20 protein-coding genes are annotated in these 18,758 nt (G+C 70.0%); 9 read left to right on the forward strand and 11 right to left on the reverse strand.

Translation table 11 applies throughout. The features are described 5' to 3' along the window. Positions 1–177: 177 nt before the first annotated feature. Positions 178–978 (forward strand): DUF4239 domain-containing protein, encoded by an 801-nt coding sequence (locus tag ACGFRG_RS33305; protein WP_393270030.1) that lies wholly within the window; start codon positions 178–180, stop codon positions 976–978. Between the two features lie 524 nt (positions 979–1,502). On the opposite strand, the gene ACGFRG_RS33310 is transcribed toward ACGFRG_RS33305, so the two are convergent. The 3 genes from ACGFRG_RS33310 to ACGFRG_RS33320 all read right to left on the reverse strand — a co-directional run bounded on the left by ACGFRG_RS33310 (position 1,503) and on the right by ACGFRG_RS33320 (position 3,888). Beyond that, on the reverse strand, positions 1,503–1,814 hold the full coding sequence (locus ACGFRG_RS33310; protein ID WP_393270033.1) for a hypothetical protein: 312 nt from the start codon (positions 1,812–1,814) through the stop codon (positions 1,503–1,505). Between the two features lie 405 nt (positions 1,815–2,219). After that, complete coding sequence (locus tag ACGFRG_RS33315) at positions 2,220–3,056, reverse strand: alpha/beta fold hydrolase (protein WP_393270036.1); 837 nt, start codon at positions 3,054–3,056, stop codon at positions 2,220–2,222. Between the two features lie 166 nt (positions 3,057–3,222). Continuing rightward, complete coding sequence (locus tag ACGFRG_RS33320) at positions 3,223–3,888, reverse strand: DUF4097 family beta strand repeat-containing protein (protein ID WP_393270039.1); 666 nt, start codon at positions 3,886–3,888, stop codon at positions 3,223–3,225. 222 nt (positions 3,889–4,110) lie between these two features. Between ACGFRG_RS33320 and ACGFRG_RS33325 the strand changes: the two genes are divergently transcribed. From ACGFRG_RS33325 to ACGFRG_RS33335, 3 genes are all read left to right on the forward strand, one after another. Then, positions 4,111–4,878: a helix-turn-helix domain-containing protein gene (locus tag ACGFRG_RS33325; protein ID WP_393270042.1), complete on the forward strand. Its 768-nt coding sequence runs from the start codon at positions 4,111–4,113 to the stop codon at positions 4,876–4,878. Between the two features lie 176 nt (positions 4,879–5,054). Next, on the forward strand, positions 5,055–5,714 hold the full coding sequence (locus ACGFRG_RS33330; RefSeq protein ID WP_393270045.1) for a rhomboid family intramembrane serine protease: 660 nt from the start codon (positions 5,055–5,057) through the stop codon (positions 5,712–5,714). A gap of 40 nt (positions 5,715–5,754) precedes the next feature. Continuing rightward, entirely contained in the window at positions 5,755–6,984 is a 1,230-nt protein-coding gene (locus ACGFRG_RS33335) for a cytochrome P450 (RefSeq protein WP_393270048.1), read from the forward strand. A gap of 19 nt (positions 6,985–7,003) precedes the next feature. On the opposite strand, the gene ACGFRG_RS33340 is transcribed toward ACGFRG_RS33335, so the two are convergent. The 3 genes from ACGFRG_RS33340 to ACGFRG_RS33350 form a co-directional block, all read right to left on the reverse strand. Then, positions 7,004–7,486 carry a CinA family protein gene (locus ACGFRG_RS33340; RefSeq protein WP_393270051.1) on the reverse strand — a complete coding sequence of 161 codons (483 nt, stop codon included), beginning with the start codon at positions 7,484–7,486 and terminating at the stop codon, positions 7,004–7,006. A 58-nt stretch (positions 7,487–7,544) separates the two neighbouring features. Continuing rightward, complete coding sequence (locus ACGFRG_RS33345; protein ID WP_393270054.1) at positions 7,545–8,258, reverse strand: hypothetical protein; 714 nt, start codon at positions 8,256–8,258, stop codon at positions 7,545–7,547. Between the two features lie 108 nt (positions 8,259–8,366). Next, positions 8,367–9,293: an FAD-dependent oxidoreductase gene (locus ACGFRG_RS33350; protein ID WP_393270057.1), complete on the reverse strand. Its 927-nt coding sequence runs from the start codon at positions 9,291–9,293 to the stop codon at positions 8,367–8,369. 168 nt (positions 9,294–9,461) lie between these two features. On the opposite strand from ACGFRG_RS33350, the gene ACGFRG_RS33355 reads away from it, so the two are divergent. After that, positions 9,462–9,791: a helix-turn-helix transcriptional regulator gene (locus ACGFRG_RS33355; RefSeq protein ID WP_361428549.1), complete on the forward strand. Its 330-nt coding sequence runs from the start codon at positions 9,462–9,464 to the stop codon at positions 9,789–9,791. Between the two features lie 47 nt (positions 9,792–9,838). On the opposite strand, the gene ACGFRG_RS33360 is transcribed toward ACGFRG_RS33355, so the two are convergent. After that, positions 9,839–10,669 carry a hypothetical protein gene (locus ACGFRG_RS33360; RefSeq protein WP_361428547.1) on the reverse strand — a complete coding sequence of 277 codons (831 nt, stop codon included), beginning with the start codon at positions 10,667–10,669 and terminating at the stop codon, positions 9,839–9,841. A gap of 320 nt (positions 10,670–10,989) precedes the next feature. On the opposite strand from ACGFRG_RS33360, the gene ACGFRG_RS33365 reads away from it, so the two are divergent. The 4 genes from ACGFRG_RS33365 (at position 10,990) to ACGFRG_RS33380 (ending at position 13,258) form a co-directional block, all read left to right on the forward strand. Then, complete coding sequence (locus tag ACGFRG_RS33365; protein ID WP_361428545.1) at positions 10,990–11,466, forward strand: hypothetical protein; 477 nt, start codon at positions 10,990–10,992, stop codon at positions 11,464–11,466. Positions 11,467–11,489: 23 nt separating this feature from the next. Then, positions 11,490–11,804, forward strand: a complete 315-nt coding sequence (locus ACGFRG_RS33370) for a hypothetical protein (protein WP_393270062.1) — start codon at positions 11,490–11,492, stop codon at positions 11,802–11,804. 44 nt (positions 11,805–11,848) lie between these two features. Then, complete coding sequence (locus ACGFRG_RS33375) at positions 11,849–12,175, forward strand: DUF4288 domain-containing protein (RefSeq protein WP_361428541.1); 327 nt, start codon at positions 11,849–11,851, stop codon at positions 12,173–12,175. 291 nt (positions 12,176–12,466) lie between these two features. Then, positions 12,467–13,258: an alpha/beta fold hydrolase gene (locus ACGFRG_RS33380; RefSeq protein ID WP_393270065.1), complete on the forward strand. Its 792-nt coding sequence runs from the start codon at positions 12,467–12,469 to the stop codon at positions 13,256–13,258. Positions 13,259–13,362: 104 nt separating this feature from the next. Here ACGFRG_RS33380 and ACGFRG_RS33385 read toward each other — a convergent pair whose 3' ends face one another. The 4 genes from ACGFRG_RS33385 to ACGFRG_RS33400 all read right to left on the reverse strand — a co-directional run bounded on the left by ACGFRG_RS33385 (position 13,363) and on the right by ACGFRG_RS33400 (position 18,656). Further along, the gene (locus tag ACGFRG_RS33385; protein WP_393270068.1) at positions 13,363–13,932 is read right to left on the reverse strand and encodes a transcriptional regulator; all 570 of its coding nucleotides are present in this window, start codon (positions 13,930–13,932) and stop codon (positions 13,363–13,365) included. A gap of 1 nt (position 13,933) precedes the next feature. Next, complete coding sequence (locus ACGFRG_RS33390) at positions 13,934–15,487, reverse strand: helix-turn-helix domain-containing protein (protein WP_393270071.1); 1,554 nt, start codon at positions 15,485–15,487, stop codon at positions 13,934–13,936. Continuing rightward, positions 15,484–15,774, reverse strand: coding sequence for a helix-turn-helix transcriptional regulator (locus ACGFRG_RS33395; RefSeq protein WP_361428533.1), 291 nt, complete (start codon positions 15,772–15,774; stop codon positions 15,484–15,486). The genes ACGFRG_RS33390 and ACGFRG_RS33395 overlap by 4 nt, the downstream gene beginning before the upstream one ends. Before the next feature lie 1,637 nt (positions 15,775–17,411). Then, positions 17,412–18,656 carry an FAD-dependent monooxygenase gene (locus ACGFRG_RS33400; RefSeq protein WP_393270074.1) on the reverse strand — a complete coding sequence of 415 codons (1,245 nt, stop codon included), beginning with the start codon at positions 18,654–18,656 and terminating at the stop codon, positions 17,412–17,414. Positions 18,657–18,758: the final 102 nt, after the last annotated feature.

Raw genomic sequence — 18,758 nt, forward strand, 5'->3', positions numbered from 1 at the left:
GCGTGTCCGGTACGCGTCGGCCTCTTCCTCTTCCGGGTGAATGCGCACGGCGGGCGCGCATATCCGTAACGGTTTCTGCGCAGCACACCGGGGAGGTTGTTCTCGTCCGCGGTGGCGACGCCTGGTGTCCGGGCCGGGGTCGCGCGCCGGGATGGGTGCCGGGGATGTCTGTTCGGGGTGTTCGGGGGACCGTTGCAACTGTGGCTGCTGAACCATCTGTCCACGCTGGAGATCGCCGCGGTGGTGGTCGGCGGGCTTGTCATCGTGGCTGTGGCAGGGGGCACCCTGGCGCACCGCCGGTATCCGAAACTGGCTGAGGGTGAGCACAACGACATGGTCGGGGTGCTGCTCGGCATGTTCGGCGCGATCTACGGCATCATCCTCGCCTTCGTCGTGGTGACGCTGTGGACTCAGATGCAGGACGCCAGGTCGGTGGTCGCCGCCGAGACGACCGGCCTGGCCCAGGTCGTCCGCGACATCCGCGCCTTCCCGCCCCCCGAGCAGCGGCAGCTGAACGCCGCTGTCAGTGGTTACGTACACCGAGTCGTGGAGACGCAGTGGCCCCTCATGCGGGCCGGGAAGGCGGATTACGCGGCCACTGAGAGCAGAATGGACGGCATCTACACCGTGCTCCAGTCCTACGAGCCGGCCACCGAGCGGGAGAAAGCTTTCTACGGGCAGACCGTCGCGGACCTGAACGGTGTGGTCGCACAGCGCCGGTCCCGGATAGCGCAGTCCGGCCAGGAACTGCCCCCGCTGCTCCAGGTACTGGTGTACGGCGGCGCACTCCTGATCATTCCGTTCACGTTTCTGTACGGCAACACGAGCCGCAGAGCGCAGCTGTTCTTCGTCGGTTCCGTCGCCGCTCTCATCGGCTTCAGCCTGCTGCTCGTCCTGGTACTCGACCGGCCGTTCGCCGGCGACCTCAGCGTCGACCCGGGCCCGTACAGGCAAGGCGCGCTGGCCCAGTTCTGGTAGCAGTGCCGGTGGCAAGCTGGAGGCGCCCGGCGGGCCCGTTCGAAGCCAATGCCCCGCCTGCCTTCACCGGCCCGCGCCGCGACGCCCTGCCAACGAGTACCTTCTTTCGCCGCCCGGCCGAGCGGGCAGCCCCGCGCCAACGAGCATCTGGCGGTAGGCCGGTACCAGGTCCTCGGCGTCGGGTCCGCGCAGCAACAGGGCCCTCGCGACCTCGACGCAGCGCTGCGTCAGCAGGGATCCGGTCGCGGAGGCCGCTCGGTTGGCCGCCGCTTCGGCGGCGCCGGCCGCAGCGGCCGCAGGCGCCCCGAGCGCCGCCGCGACAGCGACGGTTCCTGCGGTAAAGCCGCGCCGGGACACAGAGTTGGGCCGAGCAGAGCTCTCGGACGAAAACGAAGAGTGCATAACCGCACCATGCAGCCCTGTCCTCGCGACACGGCCCGGTGCACGCTCTCAACCACTGCGGGTGCAGACCAACGGCCCATCTCTGCGCGGCTGCACGCCTGAGCGCGGGCGCGCCCGGTGCTCTAGGTGGTGCTGTCGAGCTGGACGAATCGGGTCAGGGTCTGGCGGTATGCGTCGGGTTCGATGCCCAGCGGCGGTGCGAAGGAGTGCTGCAGGCTCGACACCAGATACACACCGAAGCCGAGTACGGCGCCGAGCAGCACCATCACCGGCATGTGGCGGGGACCGGCGTTGATGCCGACCAACGCGGGGTACAGCACGACCAGGACGGCGGTAGCGATCAGCGCGTAGAACAGCGCATCCGGCACGCTCCACCGTATGTCGCTGGAGCGCTGATTGCGGACGACGGACACCGCGTCCAGCGCGGTGTCCATGGTCTCTCTCGTGGCCGTGCGTTGGGTGAGCGTGAGGTCTGGCTCGTGCCCTCACCTCGGGCACGGTGTAGCCGGCGACGGCCCGCGCGTACAGGGCAAGTGCGGGAAGTGGCGCGCCGTCCGGCGAGACGGCCCCGTCCGCCGTCGTCCCCCACACCTGCGCCGTCGACTCATGGTGCCCGGGCGCACCCGGAGCCTTGGCCCAGCATTCAACCTGCGTCCCGGCAGCCAGACGGCTCGGCAGAGCCCGGCCCGCCGTACACGTCAGGGCCGCACCCGAAGCGAGCAGCGGGTCCAGCAGGCGCACATTCTCCAAAACCGCAGGGCCCGCATAGGCCAGCCGATAGGTGAGACGTTCCTGCACAGCGGATCGCTCCAGAACGGCCACCGCCGCCTGACTGACCGTCAGTCCGCTGGTCCGGCTTCAGCACCCCCGCGATCCAGCGCGGCGACCTCGCGTACGGCCCCGGCGATGGCCTGGTAGTCCTTTCTCATGATCGCACCGTGGTTGCTGGGGACCTTCGCGCTGACGCGGATGTTCGCGTTGCGGGCGGTCACCGCGTCGAGGCCGGCGCGTATCCGTTCCTGCTCATCACCGCGGCTTCCGAAGGACGTGCCCGAAGCGACCACGTACCGCACCGGGACGGTGATGTTGTCCAGCACGGGGCCCAGCTCGTGCTCACGGGAGAGCCTGCCGAGTTCGATGTTGCTGTTCGCCTGTTCCTCGGCGCTCATCCGCGGAGTCAGGCCGGTCGGGCGCAGCAGCGGCGTGAACCAGCCCATCCGCCGAAACAGCTTCCGGATGCGCTGCTCCATGGCCTCGTCGAGCCAGTCGTGCGGGAACGCGCCGTCGACCAGGACCGCGCCCAGGGTACGGGCCGGATTGCGGTCGGCCCAGTGTGCCGCGACGACCGCTCCGTAGGACCAGCCCACCAGCAGGGCCCGGTCCACTGCCCTGGCCGCGAGAACGGCGTCGACGTCGCGGACGGCGGCCTCGAAGGAGTAGTCCGCCGAACACTTCGACTTCCTGCCGCGGGCCCGCTCGTCGTAGGTGATGTGCCGCCACTCCGTTCCCAGTTCGGCGATGGTCCGCCGCCAGTAGCCCTGGGTGGCGAACTGGCCGTTGAGGTAGATCACGGGGGTCCCGGGGCCGCCGGTGTCGCTGACGGCCAGGGCCGTGTCGTCGACCGGCACCATGCCGGTCCACTGTGCGCCGGTCGAGCAGGTGCTGTTCTTCCTCATGGGTCCCCCTGGTCGTGTGAAGCGTCTTGTTCGACTTCTCCGGGCGCCGCGTGTGGAGCGCGGGCTCCTGGGGACGGGCGGCCGGGTCGTCGGCGGTGACCGAGAGGATCGCGGTCGCGGTCGGCCCGGCCGGACAGTCCTGGCTCTGCTCGTTGGAGGCCGCGGGTCAGAGGCTGCGGGCGGTGATGTCGCCGTGGGAGGTGGTGGCGCGGATGTCGAGTTCGGCGGTGCCGTCGTTCTTGAGGGCGTTGTTGATGCGGCCGTGGCCGGTGGCGGCGTTCAGGGCGGCCGAGACGCCGGGCGCGGCGACGACCGAGATGTCGCCGGACTGGGTGCGGAGCACGACCGTGCCGCGCCCGGCCTCGGCGATGCGGATGTCGCCCCGTGTGGTGCTGATCTCCGCGGGGCCGCCCAGCCGGCCGACCTCGACGTCGCCCTCGGTCGCGGTGAGGCGGAGGCTCGCGGCCTCGTCGATCTTGGTCTGGCGGTACGCGCCGTCGAAGGCGACGTCGCCGAGGCGCCCGACGCCCCGGAGTTCGGCGGCGCCCGCCTTCGCCTCGACGCGGGAGCCGGCGGGCAACTGGACGGTCACCTCGACGGATCCGGAGTTTCCGAGGATCCGGTTCTTCGCCGCCGGGGCCTCGATCCGCAGGACGCCGTCGCCGTAGGCCACCTCGATCTGCTCGGCCGCCTTCACGTCGCGGTTCTTGGAGGCGTCGGCGGGCCGGATCTCGACCGTGGTGTCGGCGCGGTCGGCGGCGATGAGCTGGATACGTCCCGCGGGGATGTCGAGGACGGCGACGACGGGGGCGGGGGTGTCGAACTTCTGCATCGTGCTCTCCTTGAGCTCTTCGTTTCTGATGACGGAAAAGCTACGTTGCGTTCATGGATTCGGCAACAAGTGTGTTGCATGGAATTGCCATCCATGCAGGTCAAAGCCGATAAATCATTGCAATGGAATGGAGTTGAATGCAACAACCCACACCCTGTTCGTTGCAATAGATTGAAGGTGAACGCTATGTTGGGAGCACCACGAACCACGAAGGAGGCCGCGATGCCAGGAGGCCGGCTCACCCAGACCGAACGCCAGCAGATCGCACTGGGACTGGCCGACTCACTCGCGTACGCGGAGATCGCCAGACGCCTCGACCGCCCGACCTCGACGATCACCCGCGAAGTCATGCGCAACGGCGGCCCCACCACCTACCGCGCCGAGATCGCCCACCGCGCCACCGCACACCGCGCCCACCGCCGCAGGCAGGCCGCACCCCAGGACCCCAAGGCGCCCCCGCAGGCTTACGGACGCGACGCCGAGGCCGTGCGCCGGTACGAGGAGACGCTCACCACCGTCCTGATGCAGTCCGGCACCCCCCAGATGATGGCGCGGGTGCTGGCCTGCCTCTTCATCAGCGACGCGGGCAGCCTCACCGCGTCCGAGCTCGTCCAGCATCTCCAGGTCAGCCCGGCGTCCGTCTCCAAAGCGATCGCGTTCCTCGAAGAGCAGAACCTCGTCCGCCGGGAACGCGACGAACGCCGCCGCGAGCGCTACATCATCGACGCCGACGTCTGGTACGAGTCGATGATGGCCAGCGCCCGCGGCACCGCCCACCTCGCCGACACCGCACGGCAGGGCGTCGGCGTTCTGGGGTCCGCCACCCCGGCCGCCGCCCGCCTCGAAAACATCGCCCGCTTCCTCGACTTCGTCTCCGAAAGCATTGCCCGCGCCGCGGACCAGGCCCGCGACGTCCTCCACACCAAACCCGGAACAACCTCGAACGACACCGCCCAACCACGTCCGGACCGGCCAGATCAAGTGGGTTGATCGTGTCCGCGTCAGCTGACACCACGACCCTCTCGTGATCACGACCCCGAAAACACGCACCGGCAGGAACCGGGCCGCACCCTGCCCGCCGATCCGGCCGGTGGGACCGCGGTGTGTCCCCCGCTCGCGCAGCCGTGGCCGCCGACGGCCCGTCGGGCTTCTGGCAGGCTGCGATCATGAATAGTCACACCGTATTTCTTTATGCCTGCGCCGCCGCCGTCATGGTCACCGGGACCCGACTCCTGGCCGCGCTCACCACTCAGGGCGACAAGGACCTTCCTCCTCCGCTGGCCCTGTTGCGGATGTGGCGGCGGCCCGTCCCCATGGTCTCCGCCGTGCTGGTGTCCGTCATGGCGGTGCTCGGCTTGGCTCAGACGGTCTTCCCATCCATGATCGGCGCTCTGGAACGTCACCCCGGCGGTGAGTGGTGGCGGGCCGGGACTGCCCTGGCCGTGCAGTCCTCCGGGTGGTTCCAGATCCTGTTCAACGTCGCCGCGCTGGCCGCCGTCGCTCCCGTCGCCGAGCGGCGGCTCGGGCCGTGGCCGATGGTGCTGGCGTTCACGGTGAGCGGTGTCGTCGCGCAGGCCGTGAGCATGGCCGGCTGGAGCCGCCACGGCGGCGGTGACTCCATGGCCATCTGCGGCCTGGTGGGCGCCCTCGCCGTCTCCTACGCCCGGCACGGCAGCCTCCCCGCCCTGCGCCGGCTCGTACTCCTCATCCCCGCCGCCGGGCTCCTCCTCTGCCTGATGACCAACAACCACGGCGCGGGACTCCTCGCCGGGTGCGCCCTGGGCGTGGGTCTGGCGGCCCCTGTCCGTCAGCCCCTCACCGCCTGAACCCAGCGCCCACGACCTCAACCCTGGTGGAAGACCTCCCATGTGCTCTTCTTCGGCCTCTGCCGACGCCCTGCCCCGGCCGTTCGACCATGCCTCGCACTTCGTCGATCCGTACGCGACGTACCGACAGCTCCGTGCCCAAGCCCCCGTCCACCACATCGCGCTGCCCGACGGCTCCCCCGTGTGGCTGGTGCTGCGCGAGGCGGACGTTCGGGCAGGGCTGAGTGACCCTCGGCTCTCCGTCAACAAGGCGCACTCCCGTGGCGGTTACGCGGGCTTCGCACTGCCGCCCGCGCTGGACGCCAACCTGTTGAACATCGACCCGGACGACCATCTGCGGCTGCGTCGCCTCGTCTCCAAGGCGTTCACCCCGCGACACGTCGAGACCCTGCGCGGCCATGTGCTCGCCGCCGCCGAGCGCCTCGCCGACGGCCTGGAGCGGCAGCTGGCCCGCGCCCCGCACGTCGACCTGGTCGCCGCGTACGCCAACCCGCTTCCGCTCACCGTCATCGGGGATCTCTTCGACATCCCCGAGCAGGAGCGGCATGACTTCTCGGCCTGGGTCACCACCATGCTCGCGCCGCCCGGCCGCGAGGAGCTCGCCGCCGCGATCGCCGGGATTCATGAGTACCTGCTCGCCCTTGTTGCCACCCGCCGTGCCAACCCCGGCTCCGATCTGCTCTCCGGTCTCATCGCCGCCCGCGACGAGGGCGACCGGCTCACCGAGGACGAGCTCGTCTCCCTCGTCTTCCTGATCCTCATGGCCGGGAGCGAGAACAGCCAACACCTCATCAGCAGTGGGGTGTTGGCGCTTCTCCAGCACCCCGAGCAGCTTGCGGCTCTGCGGGCCGACCCCGGTCTGATACCGCAGGCCGTCGAAGAGCTCCTGCGTCACGCCCACCCCAACCACATGGCCATCCGGCGCTTCCCCACCGTCGACATCGAGATCGCGGGCACGACCGTTCCCGCCGGTGACACCGTGATGCTGTGCCTCGCCTCCGCCCACCGCGACCCCGACCGCTACCCCGATCCGGACCGCTTCGACATCCACCGCGAGGACACCGCCCACCTCGCCCTCGGACAGGGCATGCACTACTGCCTCGGTGCGCCCCTGGCCCGTATGGAGACACAGATAGCTCTGGCCACCCTGCTGCGCCGCTTCCCCCGCCTCGCTCTGGCCACCCCTGCCGAACAGCTAGCGTGGCGGACCTCGTTCCGCTCCCATGCCCTGAAGGAGCTGCCCGTCACGGTGTGCGTCGACGCCCGGTAGTGGCTGGGCTCCCTCGTCGTCACTCCTTCTCCAAATGCCCGATCAGGATGTCCAACGCCTGCTCGACCGTCTGGCGGCGCACTTCCTCGCGTGTCGTGCCCGTGCTGCGGAACTCGTGGCTCAGGGTGGTCGCGGTGTCCGAGACGCCGATGTAGACCAGGCCGACCGGCTTGCCGTCCTGGCCGGTCGGGCCGGCGACTCCGGTGGTCGAGACGGCGATCGAGCTGGCGTAGAGCAGGCGTACGCCGTGGGCCATCTGCTCGGCCGTCGCCGGGCTCACCGCGCCCTGGGTTGCGAGGACGTGTTCGTCGACTGACAGGATTCTCGCCTTCGCTTCGGTGGCGTACGTGATGGCTCCGCCGAGGTAGTAGTCGGATGCCCCTGGAGTTCCGGTGATCACCGCACCCAGCATTCCGCCGGTGAGCGATTCCGCGGTGCTGATCGAAAGGCCGCGCGCACGCAGCAACTCGCCCAGCCTCGCGGCCTTTTCCTCCTGGGACACCGGCATCTCCTCACGCATGTCGTCATCACGGCTGTCCACGTCGTCACGGGCCTTCCCGCTAATCGAAGAGCGAGCTCTTGTTCGTTTCGATGTCCTGGACTATGTCCTCGATCCGCGCATACCCGTATTCCTTGCAGCGCGGGAAGTCGTTCCCGTACTGCGAGGCCTGGCGGAGCATGAACGGCAGCTCCACGTCACTGTGGTGGTAGTAGACAGAGGGTTTGTGCAGCGCCAGCGCGTAGCCCGCTTCGACGTAGACGCTCGATATCAGCGCAAGCGGCACCACCAGCAGGAACCTCTTGCTCTGGCGTAGAGCCGCCGCGTCGCGCTGGGCGCCGAGGTCCGGCCGCTGGAAGCTGCTCTGGGTGGGCAGGGCGAGTCCGGCGTAATAGACCTTGAACTGGCAGTGCCGTTCCAGGGCTTCCACCACCTGGCGTATTCCGGCGCGGTGTTCCTCGTACTGCTCGGTCGTCGGGAAGGACGCCATCGGGCTGGAGATGAAGACGTCGTACGTCATCTCCGAGTCGGGGGGATCCAGTCCTGTGCGACCCGTGTTCCTCGCACCGCCCGTGCGTCTTGGCCGCATCAGGAGCATCACTATGAACGCGAGTGCCAGGATGGCCACGAAGACCGCCGTGAAGACGAGAAACGCACGGTTGTCGTCGGTCTTTCCGGCCGCCAGCGCGATGATGACGGACGCGGTGGTGCTCAGTGCGGCACCGAGGAAGGTGAGGGGATTCTGGAATCCCCCCTCTGACGCCCGGTTGTCCACTTCGGCCCCCCTGGCCCCTTTGGAACCCTCGGCCCCCCGGCCCGTATTTCGCGAGGAGCAATTATCGGCCCGCTTCGGAACGGGGTGTCAAGGGAGCTTCAGGGAGCTTCACGGAGTCGTCCCCAGCGAGCCGTAGTACGGGGTGAGCGCCGCCCGGCCTCCGTCGCCCAGGGCCACCGCGATGCGCTGCATCCGGGCGCCCTTGAGGTCGCCGGCCACCAGGACGCGCGGGTGCTGCGCGTCCGGCGGGCAGTAGCCGTCCGGGCCGGTGACCAGGCCGTCGAGCGCGGCCGGTTTGCTTCCCAGGTTGGCGAGCAGGGCGTCGGCGGTGGCCCGGTGGCTCGTGCCGTCCGGGTGGTGCGCGGCGATGTCGTACCCGCCGCCCGGGCGCGGGGCGATCCGGACCCGCTCGACCAGGTCGAAGCGCACCCTGCGGTCCTCCGCGACCTCGGCCGTCTTGTACGTGTCGTGGGCGGGGTGGAGTACGCGGAAGCGGGTGTCGGTGTGCGGGTGGGCGCGCAGCCACGTTCCCAGGGGGCGGTCCGCGCCCAGGACGACCACCTCGCGGGCCGCGACCTCCTCGGGGGCGGCTCGCCATAGGGGTGGTACGCGGGGGACTTCGCCCCTGACCTCCACCCAGTCCACGTCCTGGGGCGTCAGCGTCGTTACCCCGGTCGCCACTACCACCGACGCCGCCGTCAGCAACTCGCCGTCTTCCAGGGCTACTTCGGCGCGGGCGTCGTAGCCCGTCACCGCCGTCGCCCTTGCGCGGACGAGCGTCAGGCGGCCCGACTCCCGATGCCTGGCGATGTCCGCCGCGAACGCCTCGGCGAGCTGCGGGCCCGTCGTCCAGCCGCCGGGCACGTTCTCCAGTGCGCCGATCTCCGCCACCTTCGAGCCGACCCCGGCCGCTTCCACCAGGGTGACGCGCATCCGCAGGCTCGCGGCCATCAGCGCGGCCGCCACGCCCGCCGGGCCCGCGCCCACCACCAGCAGGTCGACCGGGTCGGCGGCGGCGTCCGCGGTGCTGGTCATGCGCGTACGTACTCCTTCGTCTTCGGGGTGTTCTCATCGTTCCGGTTCAGGTGCGTCCTGTGGCTCTTCTTGGGGCTTTCGCGTGAAGCGTGTTTTTAGCTCCAACTAAAGGTGGCATCCTGTGAGTAGGAGCTGAACAGGAACGTCGACGAGTGTCTAGGAGCTGACATGCCCTGGTTCGCCAAGGATGATCCCGGCTGTGCCGACTTAGTGGCGGGCGCGGTGGCCCGGCAGGCTGCCGCCTCACTGGCCGGGCTGCTGGAGGAACGCGGCCTCACCCGCAGCCAACTCGCCTCCCGCATGGGCGTGAGTCCCGGCCGGGTCAGCCAGATCCTGTCCGGTGACGCGAATCTGACCATCCGGTCGCTCGCGCTGGCCGCCGCCGCGCTCGACGCGGGCGTCGAGGTCCTGTTCACCGGGCCTTCGGTGCCTCAAGCTGCCGCCGAGACCTCACTCGCGGGCGAGCGCGAACGGGTCCTGGCGCCCACGCACCACTAGCCCCGGCCGCCCTCTAACCCCGGCCGCCCTCTAACCCCGGCCGCCCCCTAACCCCGGCTGCGCTCCGCGCTCCTGCGCAGGACGCGGTGCAGGAACGGCCTTCGCGGGGACGGCAGCGCGGCCGTGGCGTTGCCCTCCTGGCTGGCCCGCCACAGGCGTTCGACCGCGCGGTCGTCCGTACGCCGTCCGTACTCGTGCGCCAGATGAAGCAGCAGCTTGCAGTGGTGCAGGGCGGTGCCGTGGGCCCGGCGGCTCTCGTGCTTCTCGGCGTCGGTCCGGGCGCGCAGCCCGGTCCACTCCCGCCGGTCCTCGGCGCACGCGGTGTCGATACGGGCCTCGATCTGCGCCGATCGGGCGAACGCGTCGACGGCTTCGCGGTAGCGCTCCTCGATGTGCTTGGCCTTCGTCTTGTCCGAGCCCCAGCGTTCGCGCAGATGGTGGGCGACGTCGTCCATGAACCGCTGGGCGCGCCACCGGTCCTTGGGGCCGTCCATCTCCATCAGCCGGTCGCACCAGTCCGCCCGGTCGAGGGCGAGCCGTTCCTCCAGACGTACGAGCAGCCGGGCCACGCCCAGACTCAGTACGGTGGTGAGCGCGCTCACGCCCTCCTGCTGTCTGCGGCCCCGCCGGGTCACGCCCGCGCCCACCAGCGCGAAGGTCGCGGCGGGCAAGTGGGAGGCCAGCGGCAGCAGATACGCGCCCGCGCCGGCCGCCGCGGCCATCAGCAGACACACCGCCGAGGCCAGGGCCGCCGCGTGCACGCTGCCCAGCAGGCGGCCCTTGCCGTGGCAGCGGTCGGTCAGGGTGATCCAGGTGACGATCGCGCTCAGTCCCGCCGCTAAGCCCTCCTGGCCCGCGAGCTCGGACACCGTCTGCATGCTGAAGCCCCCACTGCCGCCCGCGCGCCGCACTGCCGTCCGCGCCGCCTTGTTCACGCCCTGTCACCACGTTGCTGTGTGCACGATATTCGCAGACCGCCGAAGGGCTGGTCACTCAAGGGAGTACCAGCCAAAGGGAGTACACGGGCGGGGACTGGTGCCGAGCGGTGACTTGAAGTAGTTTTGTCGTCACTCCCCGTGCACGATGGCGCCTTGTCACGGGGAGCGAGCGCTGTGCTGAACAGGGCCGAGCAGGGCTGAAACAGAACAGAGTTGAGTCGAACAGAACTGAAAGGCACCACATGCAGCACCGGCACCGCATGCGGAATCTCTCCCGTACCTGCGTCTTCGCCTTCGCGGGTCTCCTGGCGACCGTCACCTCCTCCGCGGGGCCGGTGTCCGCCGCCCCCGCCCCCGCATCCACCTCCGCGAAAGCCCCGGCGGCCGCCCGGGCGGCCGACTGCCGCGGCATCGGCACCTCCTTCGACGACCGGATGCTCCCGGGCCAGTGCCTGCGCAACGGGGGCTACCGGTTCGAGATGCAGTACGACGGCAATCTGGTCCTCTACTCGGGCTCACGCGCGTGCTGGGCGAGCGGTACGGACGGGACCGACGGCGTGTACGCGAAGTACTCCGGAGACTGGAAGATCGATTCGCCGTACATGACCCTGGAGTCGCAGTTCGGCGAGCTCAGGAAGTACCGGGGCACCTACACGTACCTCCACAAGAGCGGCAATGTCAGCCTCAACAACAAGGGTGAAGTGTGGATCGCGTACGGGAAGATGGCCGGTTGCTGACGTCGGCGGGAAGGGGCGTGCGGATGCGGCGGGGCATCGGGCGCGCGGTCGCGACGGCGGCTTTCGTCGCCGTCGCCGCGCTGGGCGGCGTCCCTTCCACGGCAGCAGCCGCTACGACCACGACCGCGACGGCCGTCGTCGCGGACGACGCGTGCGCCGCCAACGACAACCTCGGGGAGATCGCGAACAACTTCATCTCGCGCTGCCGCAAGGGCTCCATCCGGTCGGTGTTCCCCGGGCAGCACTACGGCGACACCCTCGGGGAAATCAAGGGCTGCGGCGAGGCATCCTGCAAAACGGCCTGGAAGCTGTTGAACGACAACCGGTTCAAGAAGTAGCAAGAAGTAGCCAGAAGTAGACCGAAGCGAAGGTGGCCGGGGAGATGAGCCTTTACGTCGGTGTCCTGCTCTGCGAGGCGTCGACGACAGCCGAAGGCCAGGCCCCGCTCTACCAGGAGAACTTCGTCCTGCTCACGGCGCGGGACGAGGACGAGGCCCGCGACAAGGCGCTTGCACACGGCAAGCGCCTTGAGACGAGTTACGAGAACGAGCTCGGCGAGACCGTCACGTGGAAGCTGCTCCATGTGGTGGACGTCAGCGAGGTCGCGGACCCCGAGCCGGGTGACGGGGCCGAGCTGTACACCAGGCACTTCCGGAACTACGACGCGTACCGGTCCTTCGAACCGCTGCTGTCGGGGGAAGAGCTCTGACGGGCCGCCCCGCGCGGGAGTCGGCTGGTGGGTGAGTCGGCAGACCGGCGTACGGACGAGGACGGTGCCCACCGTGCCGCGGGTGAGCCTTCGGGCGGCGCGGGCCCGGCCCGTCGCTCTCTGCCCGCACCCATCGCCCCCACGGGCAAGGTAGCGCGGCCCCTCTGGACCCTGCCCTGAGCCAGGTCCCGGGCCCCCGGCCCTCGTGTCACAGATACGCCACCGCTCTGCGCGACATCGGGATCGCGATTACCTTGAGGGGATCTGCTGTCAGCCCGTCAGAGGTGGACGATGAAGCCGAGGGTCCTGGTCAACGAGGTGAAGGGCGAGGGGCCGCCGGTCGTCCTGGTGCCCGGCGGGCTCACCGGATGGGTGTCGTGGACGCCGCTCGCGGAGGCCCTGTCGGCGAGGCGCAGGACCGTCAGGGTGCAGCCGATCCACAACGAGCTCGGCTCGGCCGGCGAGCGCGGGGACGCCGGGTACACCGCGGCGATCGAGCGTGAGTCGCTGCTCATGACGCTGGACGCCCTCGGGGTCGGGACGGCCGACTTCGCGGGGTGGTCCGGTGGCGGGCGGGCCCTCATCGAGTTCGCCCTGGCCCATCCGGAGCGGGTGAGGACACTGACGCTCGTGGAGCCCGCGGCGTACTGGATCCTCGACGCCCTCGGTGAGTCCACCCCCGAGGTCGCCCGATTGAACCAGTTCCTGCATGGACTGGCCGGACGGGACGTGAGCGAGGACGACCTGGCCGAGTTCCTCGAACTCGCCGGACTCGCGCCGTCCAAGGACCAGGCCCGCGACCACCCCGCCTGGCCGCGCTGGGTCCCGCACCGGATGGCCCTGTCCTGGAGCTCGGAGCAGGCCGACCGGCCCGACCGCGACGTCACCGAACTCGCCGGCATCCGGTGCCCTGTCCTCCTGGTCCACGGCTCCGCGACCACCGACTGGCTCAAGCGGGTCGTCGCCGTCCTCGACGAACGGCTGCCCGACACCCGGGTTCTCGAACTTCCCGGCGACCACGCCTGCCACCTGGAGAACCCGGACGCGTTCCTCACCGCGCTGGAGCGACACCTGGCGCGGTGAGCCCGGCTGCGTCGGCCACGTCGCCGACGCACTCGCGTCCGGCCGGAAAGCCCCCTGGCCAAGCGTGAGATCGTGCGGCGAAATCCGAGCCCCTACAGGAGCGCTCAGGCCGCGAAGCCCACGTTCGTCACGTACTCGTACTGGCCCCAGTTCGAGCCCAGGTCCTCGATGACGGTGGTCCACTCGTCGTCCAGGCCCTGGGTGTCGCCGGTCGACCAGCACTGAACGATGCGGTCCCAGCGGCGTACGTTGATCGTGCGGTATTCGACGATCCGCTGGCGCGGGCGGTCGACCTGGGACTGGTTGAGGGGGTGCAGCTCGACGCGGGTGCCGCCCCGGGAGTTGAGACGTTTGAGGAGGTGGCGGGCGACGTTCTGGCGGCGGACCGTCCAGTACGCCGCCTCGACGCGGTCCAGGTTCGCGGGGGTGGGCCGGCGCTTCTCGTCGAGCCACGCCTTGAGGGTGCGTTCGGTGACCGTGAGGCCCGCCTCGCGGGCGGCCTGGCGGGCGTGCGGGGTACGCGTCAGATAGTGGAGGCGGGCGAGCAGGCCGCGCCTGGCGGTGACGGGGGTCGCGATGCCGCCCGCGAGGTCGTCGAGGACGCGGAAGACGAGCTCGCTGCCCTTGTAGCCGCGGGCGCCGTAGAGGCCGAACTCGTGGGTGCGCTCCGGCATTTCAGCCCTCCTCGTCGTTCACGTCGTCCGCCGCTGCGTCGTCCGCCGCCCGGCCCACGTCGTACACGTCCTTCAGCTTGACCTCACTCACGCCGCGGCCCTCCGCGAACACCTGGCGCCAGTCGCCGATGACGTGGAGCTCGTCGGTGCCCATCGCCCGTACGACGGTCAGGCCCTCGTCGTGCGCCTTGTACGCCTTCATCCAGAGGTTGGCGAAGGCCTGGGAGCGGATGATGTGCATCCAGTCCGGACGGTACAGCTCGCGGTTGTAGTTCGACTCGCCCATCGTGGAGACGAACTTGGAGTACATCGCCTTCACGTACTCCAGTGTCACCTCGTCCCCGTCGGCCAGCGCCGTGTCGCGGGCGTCCTTGAGGGCGATACGGAACTTCTCCAGGAGGTTCTCCGTGGCGCCGGAGGTGTACGACTCATGGATCTCGGGCGGGTCGCACAGGCCGTACTTGGGGCCGGACAGGCGCAGCAGGAGACGCAGGGTCGGCTCGGTGACCCAGAGGGGACCGGGCTCGTCGCGGTTGCCGATCGGGTTCGGCAGGACCGCCTCGTGCTCCCACGCCGGCGGGGTGATCAGGTGCACGCCGGCCCGGCGGCGGTCGTGGTCGAAGCCCGCCGAGTGCTCCAGCTGGCCGAGCGGGAGGTGGGTCTTGAGCGCGGACAGATAGGCGCCGTTGATGTCGAGCGCGGTCACCTCGTGGCGGCCACTGGGCAGCTCGTGGCGGGTCCACTTGGGGCGCGCCTCCCAGATCTGGTCGGCGCCCTTCGCGGTCTGCTTGCGCAGGATGTCGGGGATCCAGGGGTGCGCGATGATGTCGTAACGGGCGCCCTTGCGCGTGTCGTCGAGCAACCGCATGGCGTCCGGGATCGCCCGCCGCAGCAGCGCGGCCGTGGCCGCCTCGATGTCCCCCTTGTGCTCGGCGAGGGCCGCCTGGACGGCCTGGGTGATCAGGTGTGTCGCGTCGGGCTGGTCCTGGAAGGCACGGCGGGTGGGGGGTTTCGGGGACTGCGACGGTCGGGGGCGGGCCGCGGGCGCCGTCGGCTCCGGTGCTGGTGCCGGTTTTTGAGGTGCGGCGGCGGGCGCCGCTTGCGCCGTGTGGCAGTCGGCCGGGTCGAGGTGCTGGGCGAACCCGGCCACGCGGGTGCGGGCGGGGTGGCCGCACAGGACGCAGGGTTCGGCTGTGGCGAGGACTTCGACGTCGTCGTCCAGATCGTCGGCCTCGGGGACATCTGTGGGTTCGGCGGCCTCCGCCAGTGATGCGTCCGGCTCTTCAGTGCCGGTGGTGGTCGGCTCGGCCGTCGCGTCGAGCTTGGCGCGCAAGCCGTCCAGGAGGTACGCGTACCGGGTGCGCACCTCGCCCGACGGCTCGCGGCCGGTCTCCCAGCCGGTGACCGTACTGGGGCTCACGCCGAGGGCGCGGGCGACCTGGGTCTTGGACAGCCGGGCCTGCTCGCGCAGCCGGACCCGTTCGGCGGGCTCGGGCAGTTCGGCTTCGGGGCCGACCTCGGCGAGCAGCGAGTCGATCGCGTCGAAGTCGCTCACGCCCCGGCCCCGTTCTTCGAACCACCCGCATGCGTGGTGGCGATACGGCGTGCGACCGGCAGCGCCTCGCACGCCCGGGTCGGCCCGGCGAGTACGTCGAGCGCGCCGATACCGTAGTGCTCGGCCAGTACGTCACAATCCCGCAGACTCCAGGCCGTCGCCCCCGACTGACGCCGTGACACCTGCGTCTGCGAGAGCCCCAGCGCCGCCGCGACATCCGTCTGCGACTCACCGGTCACCTGCATCAACGCGGCCACCGTCAGCCTCAGCGACTCCTCCAGTCCCATGCCATAACCGTATCAGATATGCGGTTACCGCATGAGAGGTGCCCTGGCTGACATCGAGAGCTCTCACCAGCTCCCAAGGCGCGAGCCTGCGCCAGTGCCCAAGCAGATGTACGAGGTCCCCACCGAGGCGATGACACACAGCACACATCGGGCACTCCGCCCGCGACCGTGACCACGCCTCCCGTTCTCCGCTCCAGCCCGGACTCGGCGTCCGGCGTTCACATCCGCAACGCCGGGTGCAATGAGACGGCCGGGGCCAGTGCGGTTCATCCCTATCCGGCGTACCGGTGGTACGCGTACGAAAAGAGGAGGCGTGAGGTTCACACCGGGAAGCCGCCCGTTGTGTGATTTACGCGACTCAGCACGCGGGAACTGACACCGCGTTCCAGATGCACCGTCAACCCCCGCCGCAGCTAGGGGGCTTATCACACCGTGCCGATGCGCCTCGGTGCCGCATGCACCCCCAGCCATGGCACGGAGTGCCCCATGCACCGTACGGGGACGGGCAGTTGGCGTCGAGGCGAACACCGCGCCACCCGGGTACGCTGCCCCTCATCAATCACCCCAGGGGTCCAAGCGCCCTCGTGTCCACGGGGGGTCCACGAAGGTGTGGACCTGCCGAACGGGCCTGTGAAATCCGCAGGCCCCAGGAAATGGGGTGGTCGATCCCGATGGCCGAGAAGAACAACAAGCCAGCGGGGCACTGCCGTTGCTGCAGCAAGCGGGAACAGCCGTACCGAACGGCTCGCTGGATGGGACCGGTCTACACGCTCTACAAGATCGTGCGGGACAACTGGCCCTTCTGACGCGCAAAGCCCCGACCTGACCGGTCGGGGCAGCGCTGCAGACGGTATGCGAGGAGGGCTTCACCTTGAGCTTCACGGGCGACGGGTGGGGCCCTTCCCTCTATCCGCATGCGGGTTACCGTCGCGTACGCAAGCTGAACGCCGTCAATGTGATGGCGATCACACTCCCCCGCGACGATGCCCCCATCTTGCCTTGTATTGCAGTGCTTCTGCACCAGCTAGCCAGATGTCGGTCTGCGCAGTTGGACACTCGAAATCGGGCAAGAGCCCAGCTTGACGCGCATTCCTCCTGCGAATTGTGATGCACGTCACGCACGAAAGGGTGACTCGAAGCACACCCGAGCGGATCCCTTTTAGGATTGTTTGTCGATGTTTCACAGGCTGCGGAGGTACGGAACGACCTACTCCGTATGAGCGGGGCGCACTCTACCCGCGCCCACCGACAACTCGGGGAGCCTGCACCGAATATGCCATTCGCCCCATCCCGCGGGCACTCCTGACGGACCGCCACGGCCTGCGACGACTCTCCTGTTCGGGTACGGCCGGTTGCGCACAAGCACGCAGCGGATAGTGAGCCGACGCGCGTCGCCCGCCGGTCAGGTCAGCCCTGGGCCGGCTTCCGCCTGATGGTTTCCCGGCCGGCGCCGGCCGGGAAACCGTGGTCTCGATCGAGGAGCGGCAAGGGGGAACGGGCAGGGTGCCGGGTGAGTCGTCAGTTGTGAGCACGACGGACTCCCCTGGCCCCTGCGGGCGCGCCCCCTTCGCGGTATCAGGGTGACAGGCCGGTCTAACAAGTCGCTAACCGTCCGGACCCCGCCCGCTAACCCGGCTTCACCCCAGCCTCGGCGGGGTCCAGTCCGCGTGGCGCAGGATCATGCGCAGGGCCGCGCCGGACGGCGTCAGGCGCAGGGCCGTGTTGCGCAGCCGGACCGCCAGGGGGTGGGTGAGCTGCTGGCCCATTCGGCCGGCCCGGCGGGCGGCCAGGGAGACGGCCTGGCTGCGGGGGCGGCGCTCGGCGTCGTAGCGTACGAGCGCGGACTCCACGGCCGTCGGGCCGTGCGCGTCGGCGAGCGCGGCGGCCAGCGTGACCGCGTCCTCCAGCGCCTGGCAGGCCCCCTGACCGAGGTTGGGCGTCATGGCGTGGGCGGCGTCGCCGAGGAGGGCGACACGGCCGACGGCGTACGAGGGCAGGGGCGTGCGCAACTCGTTGACGTCGTGGTGCAGCACCGCCTCGGGCCGTGTCGCCGCCAGCAGCGCGGGGACCGGGTCGTGCCATCCGGCGAACCTGTGGCGCAGCTCAGCCAGCGGGTCCGGGTAGCGCGTACGGGCGGGCGCGTTGAGCACCGCGTGCCACTCCGCCCGGCCGTCCGCGAACGCGATGTGGCCGAACTCCGTGCCCCTCCCCCACGTCAGCTCGAAGTCGGTGCGCAGGCCCACCGGGTGCTCGGTGATGGCGCGCAGGACCGTCGAGCCGCTGTAGGCGGGGCCGGGGTGGGCGGGGAAGAGCCGGGAGCGGATCCGGCTGCCCAGGCCGTCGGCGGCGATCAGCAGGTCGGCTTCGAGGGTGGTTCGTTCTGGAGCACCGCTTTCTGAGCTTCTGTCTGTGGTCCCGCCCCCGTCGCCGCCCGTGCCCCCGTCCGCGCCCGCCTCCGCGTACGTCACTCGCGGCCGCGCCCGGTCCGAGACGTCCACCGACGTCACCTCGGCTCCCAGCAGCAGTGACTCCTGCGGCAGGGCCGCGCGCAGTATTCGGTGGAGGGTGGCGCGGGGGATGCCGACGATCGGGGTGCCCAGGGCGCGTTCGAGTGCGGCGCCGTCCATACGGGCCAGCCAGCGGCCGGCGGGGGTGCGGGTGCCGCCGGTGTACTGGGCGCGTGCCGCCTCGCGTACGGGCTCGCCGACGCCCAGGGCGTCCAGCGCGCGCAAGCCGTTGGCGTGCAGCGAGATGCCCGCGCCGACGTCGGCGAGGACCGGTGCGCGTTCGACGACCGTCACCTCCCAGCCGATCCGCCGCAGCCCGATCGCGGCCGCAAGCCCGCCGATGCCCCCGCCGACCACCACCGCACTGTTGCCCATGTCCGGGCCCCTTTCGCCGATGTCATCAGACCGTCCGCCCTCTACATCTGTAGAAGGCGACGACGGAACGACCGTACTACGCCGCTTCTACGGATGTAGAAA

The sequence above is a fragment of the Streptomyces sp. NPDC048696 genome (assembly GCF_043198895.1).
In the GTDB taxonomy this organism is placed as follows: Bacteria; Actinomycetota; Actinomycetes; order Streptomycetales; family Streptomycetaceae; genus Streptomyces.

Excerpts from the sequence above, each read along its gene's own strand:
- ACGFRG_RS33310 (WP_393270033.1), bottom strand. The coding sequence starts at position 1,814 with ATGGACACCGCGCTGGACGCGGTGTCCGTCGTCCGCAATCAGCGCTCC.
- ACGFRG_RS33315 (WP_393270036.1), bottom strand. The coding sequence starts at position 3,056 with ATGAGGAAGAACAGCACCTGCTCGACCGGCGCACAGTGGACCGGCATG.
- ACGFRG_RS33320 (WP_393270039.1), bottom strand. The coding sequence starts at position 3,888 with ATGCAGAAGTTCGACACCCCCGCCCCCGTCGTCGCCGTCCTCGACATC.
- ACGFRG_RS33325 (WP_393270042.1), top strand. The coding sequence starts at position 4,111 with ATGCCAGGAGGCCGGCTCACCCAGACCGAACGCCAGCAGATCGCACTG.
- ACGFRG_RS33330 (WP_393270045.1), top strand. The coding sequence starts at position 5,055 with ATGAATAGTCACACCGTATTTCTTTATGCCTGCGCCGCCGCCGTCATG.
- ACGFRG_RS33335 (WP_393270048.1), top strand. The coding sequence starts at position 5,755 with ATGTGCTCTTCTTCGGCCTCTGCCGACGCCCTGCCCCGGCCGTTCGAC.
- ACGFRG_RS33350 (WP_393270057.1), bottom strand. The coding sequence starts at position 9,293 with ATGACCAGCACCGCGGACGCCGCCGCCGACCCGGTCGACCTGCTGGTG.
- ACGFRG_RS33355 (WP_361428549.1), top strand. The coding sequence starts at position 9,462 with ATGCCCTGGTTCGCCAAGGATGATCCCGGCTGTGCCGACTTAGTGGCG.
- ACGFRG_RS33360 (WP_361428547.1), bottom strand. The coding sequence starts at position 10,669 with ATGCAGACGGTGTCCGAGCTCGCGGGCCAGGAGGGCTTAGCGGCGGGA.
- ACGFRG_RS33365 (WP_361428545.1), top strand. The coding sequence starts at position 10,990 with ATGCGGAATCTCTCCCGTACCTGCGTCTTCGCCTTCGCGGGTCTCCTG.
- ACGFRG_RS33370 (WP_393270062.1), top strand. The coding sequence starts at position 11,490 with ATGCGGCGGGGCATCGGGCGCGCGGTCGCGACGGCGGCTTTCGTCGCC.
- ACGFRG_RS33375 (WP_361428541.1), top strand. The coding sequence starts at position 11,849 with ATGAGCCTTTACGTCGGTGTCCTGCTCTGCGAGGCGTCGACGACAGCC.
- ACGFRG_RS33380 (WP_393270065.1), top strand. The coding sequence starts at position 12,467 with ATGAAGCCGAGGGTCCTGGTCAACGAGGTGAAGGGCGAGGGGCCGCCG.
- ACGFRG_RS33385 (WP_393270068.1), bottom strand. The coding sequence starts at position 13,932 with ATGCCGGAGCGCACCCACGAGTTCGGCCTCTACGGCGCCCGCGGCTAC.
- ACGFRG_RS33395 (WP_361428533.1), bottom strand. The coding sequence starts at position 15,774 with ATGGGACTGGAGGAGTCGCTGAGGCTGACGGTGGCCGCGTTGATGCAG.
- ACGFRG_RS33400 (WP_393270074.1), bottom strand. The coding sequence starts at position 18,656 with ATGGGCAACAGTGCGGTGGTGGTCGGCGGGGGCATCGGCGGGCTTGCG.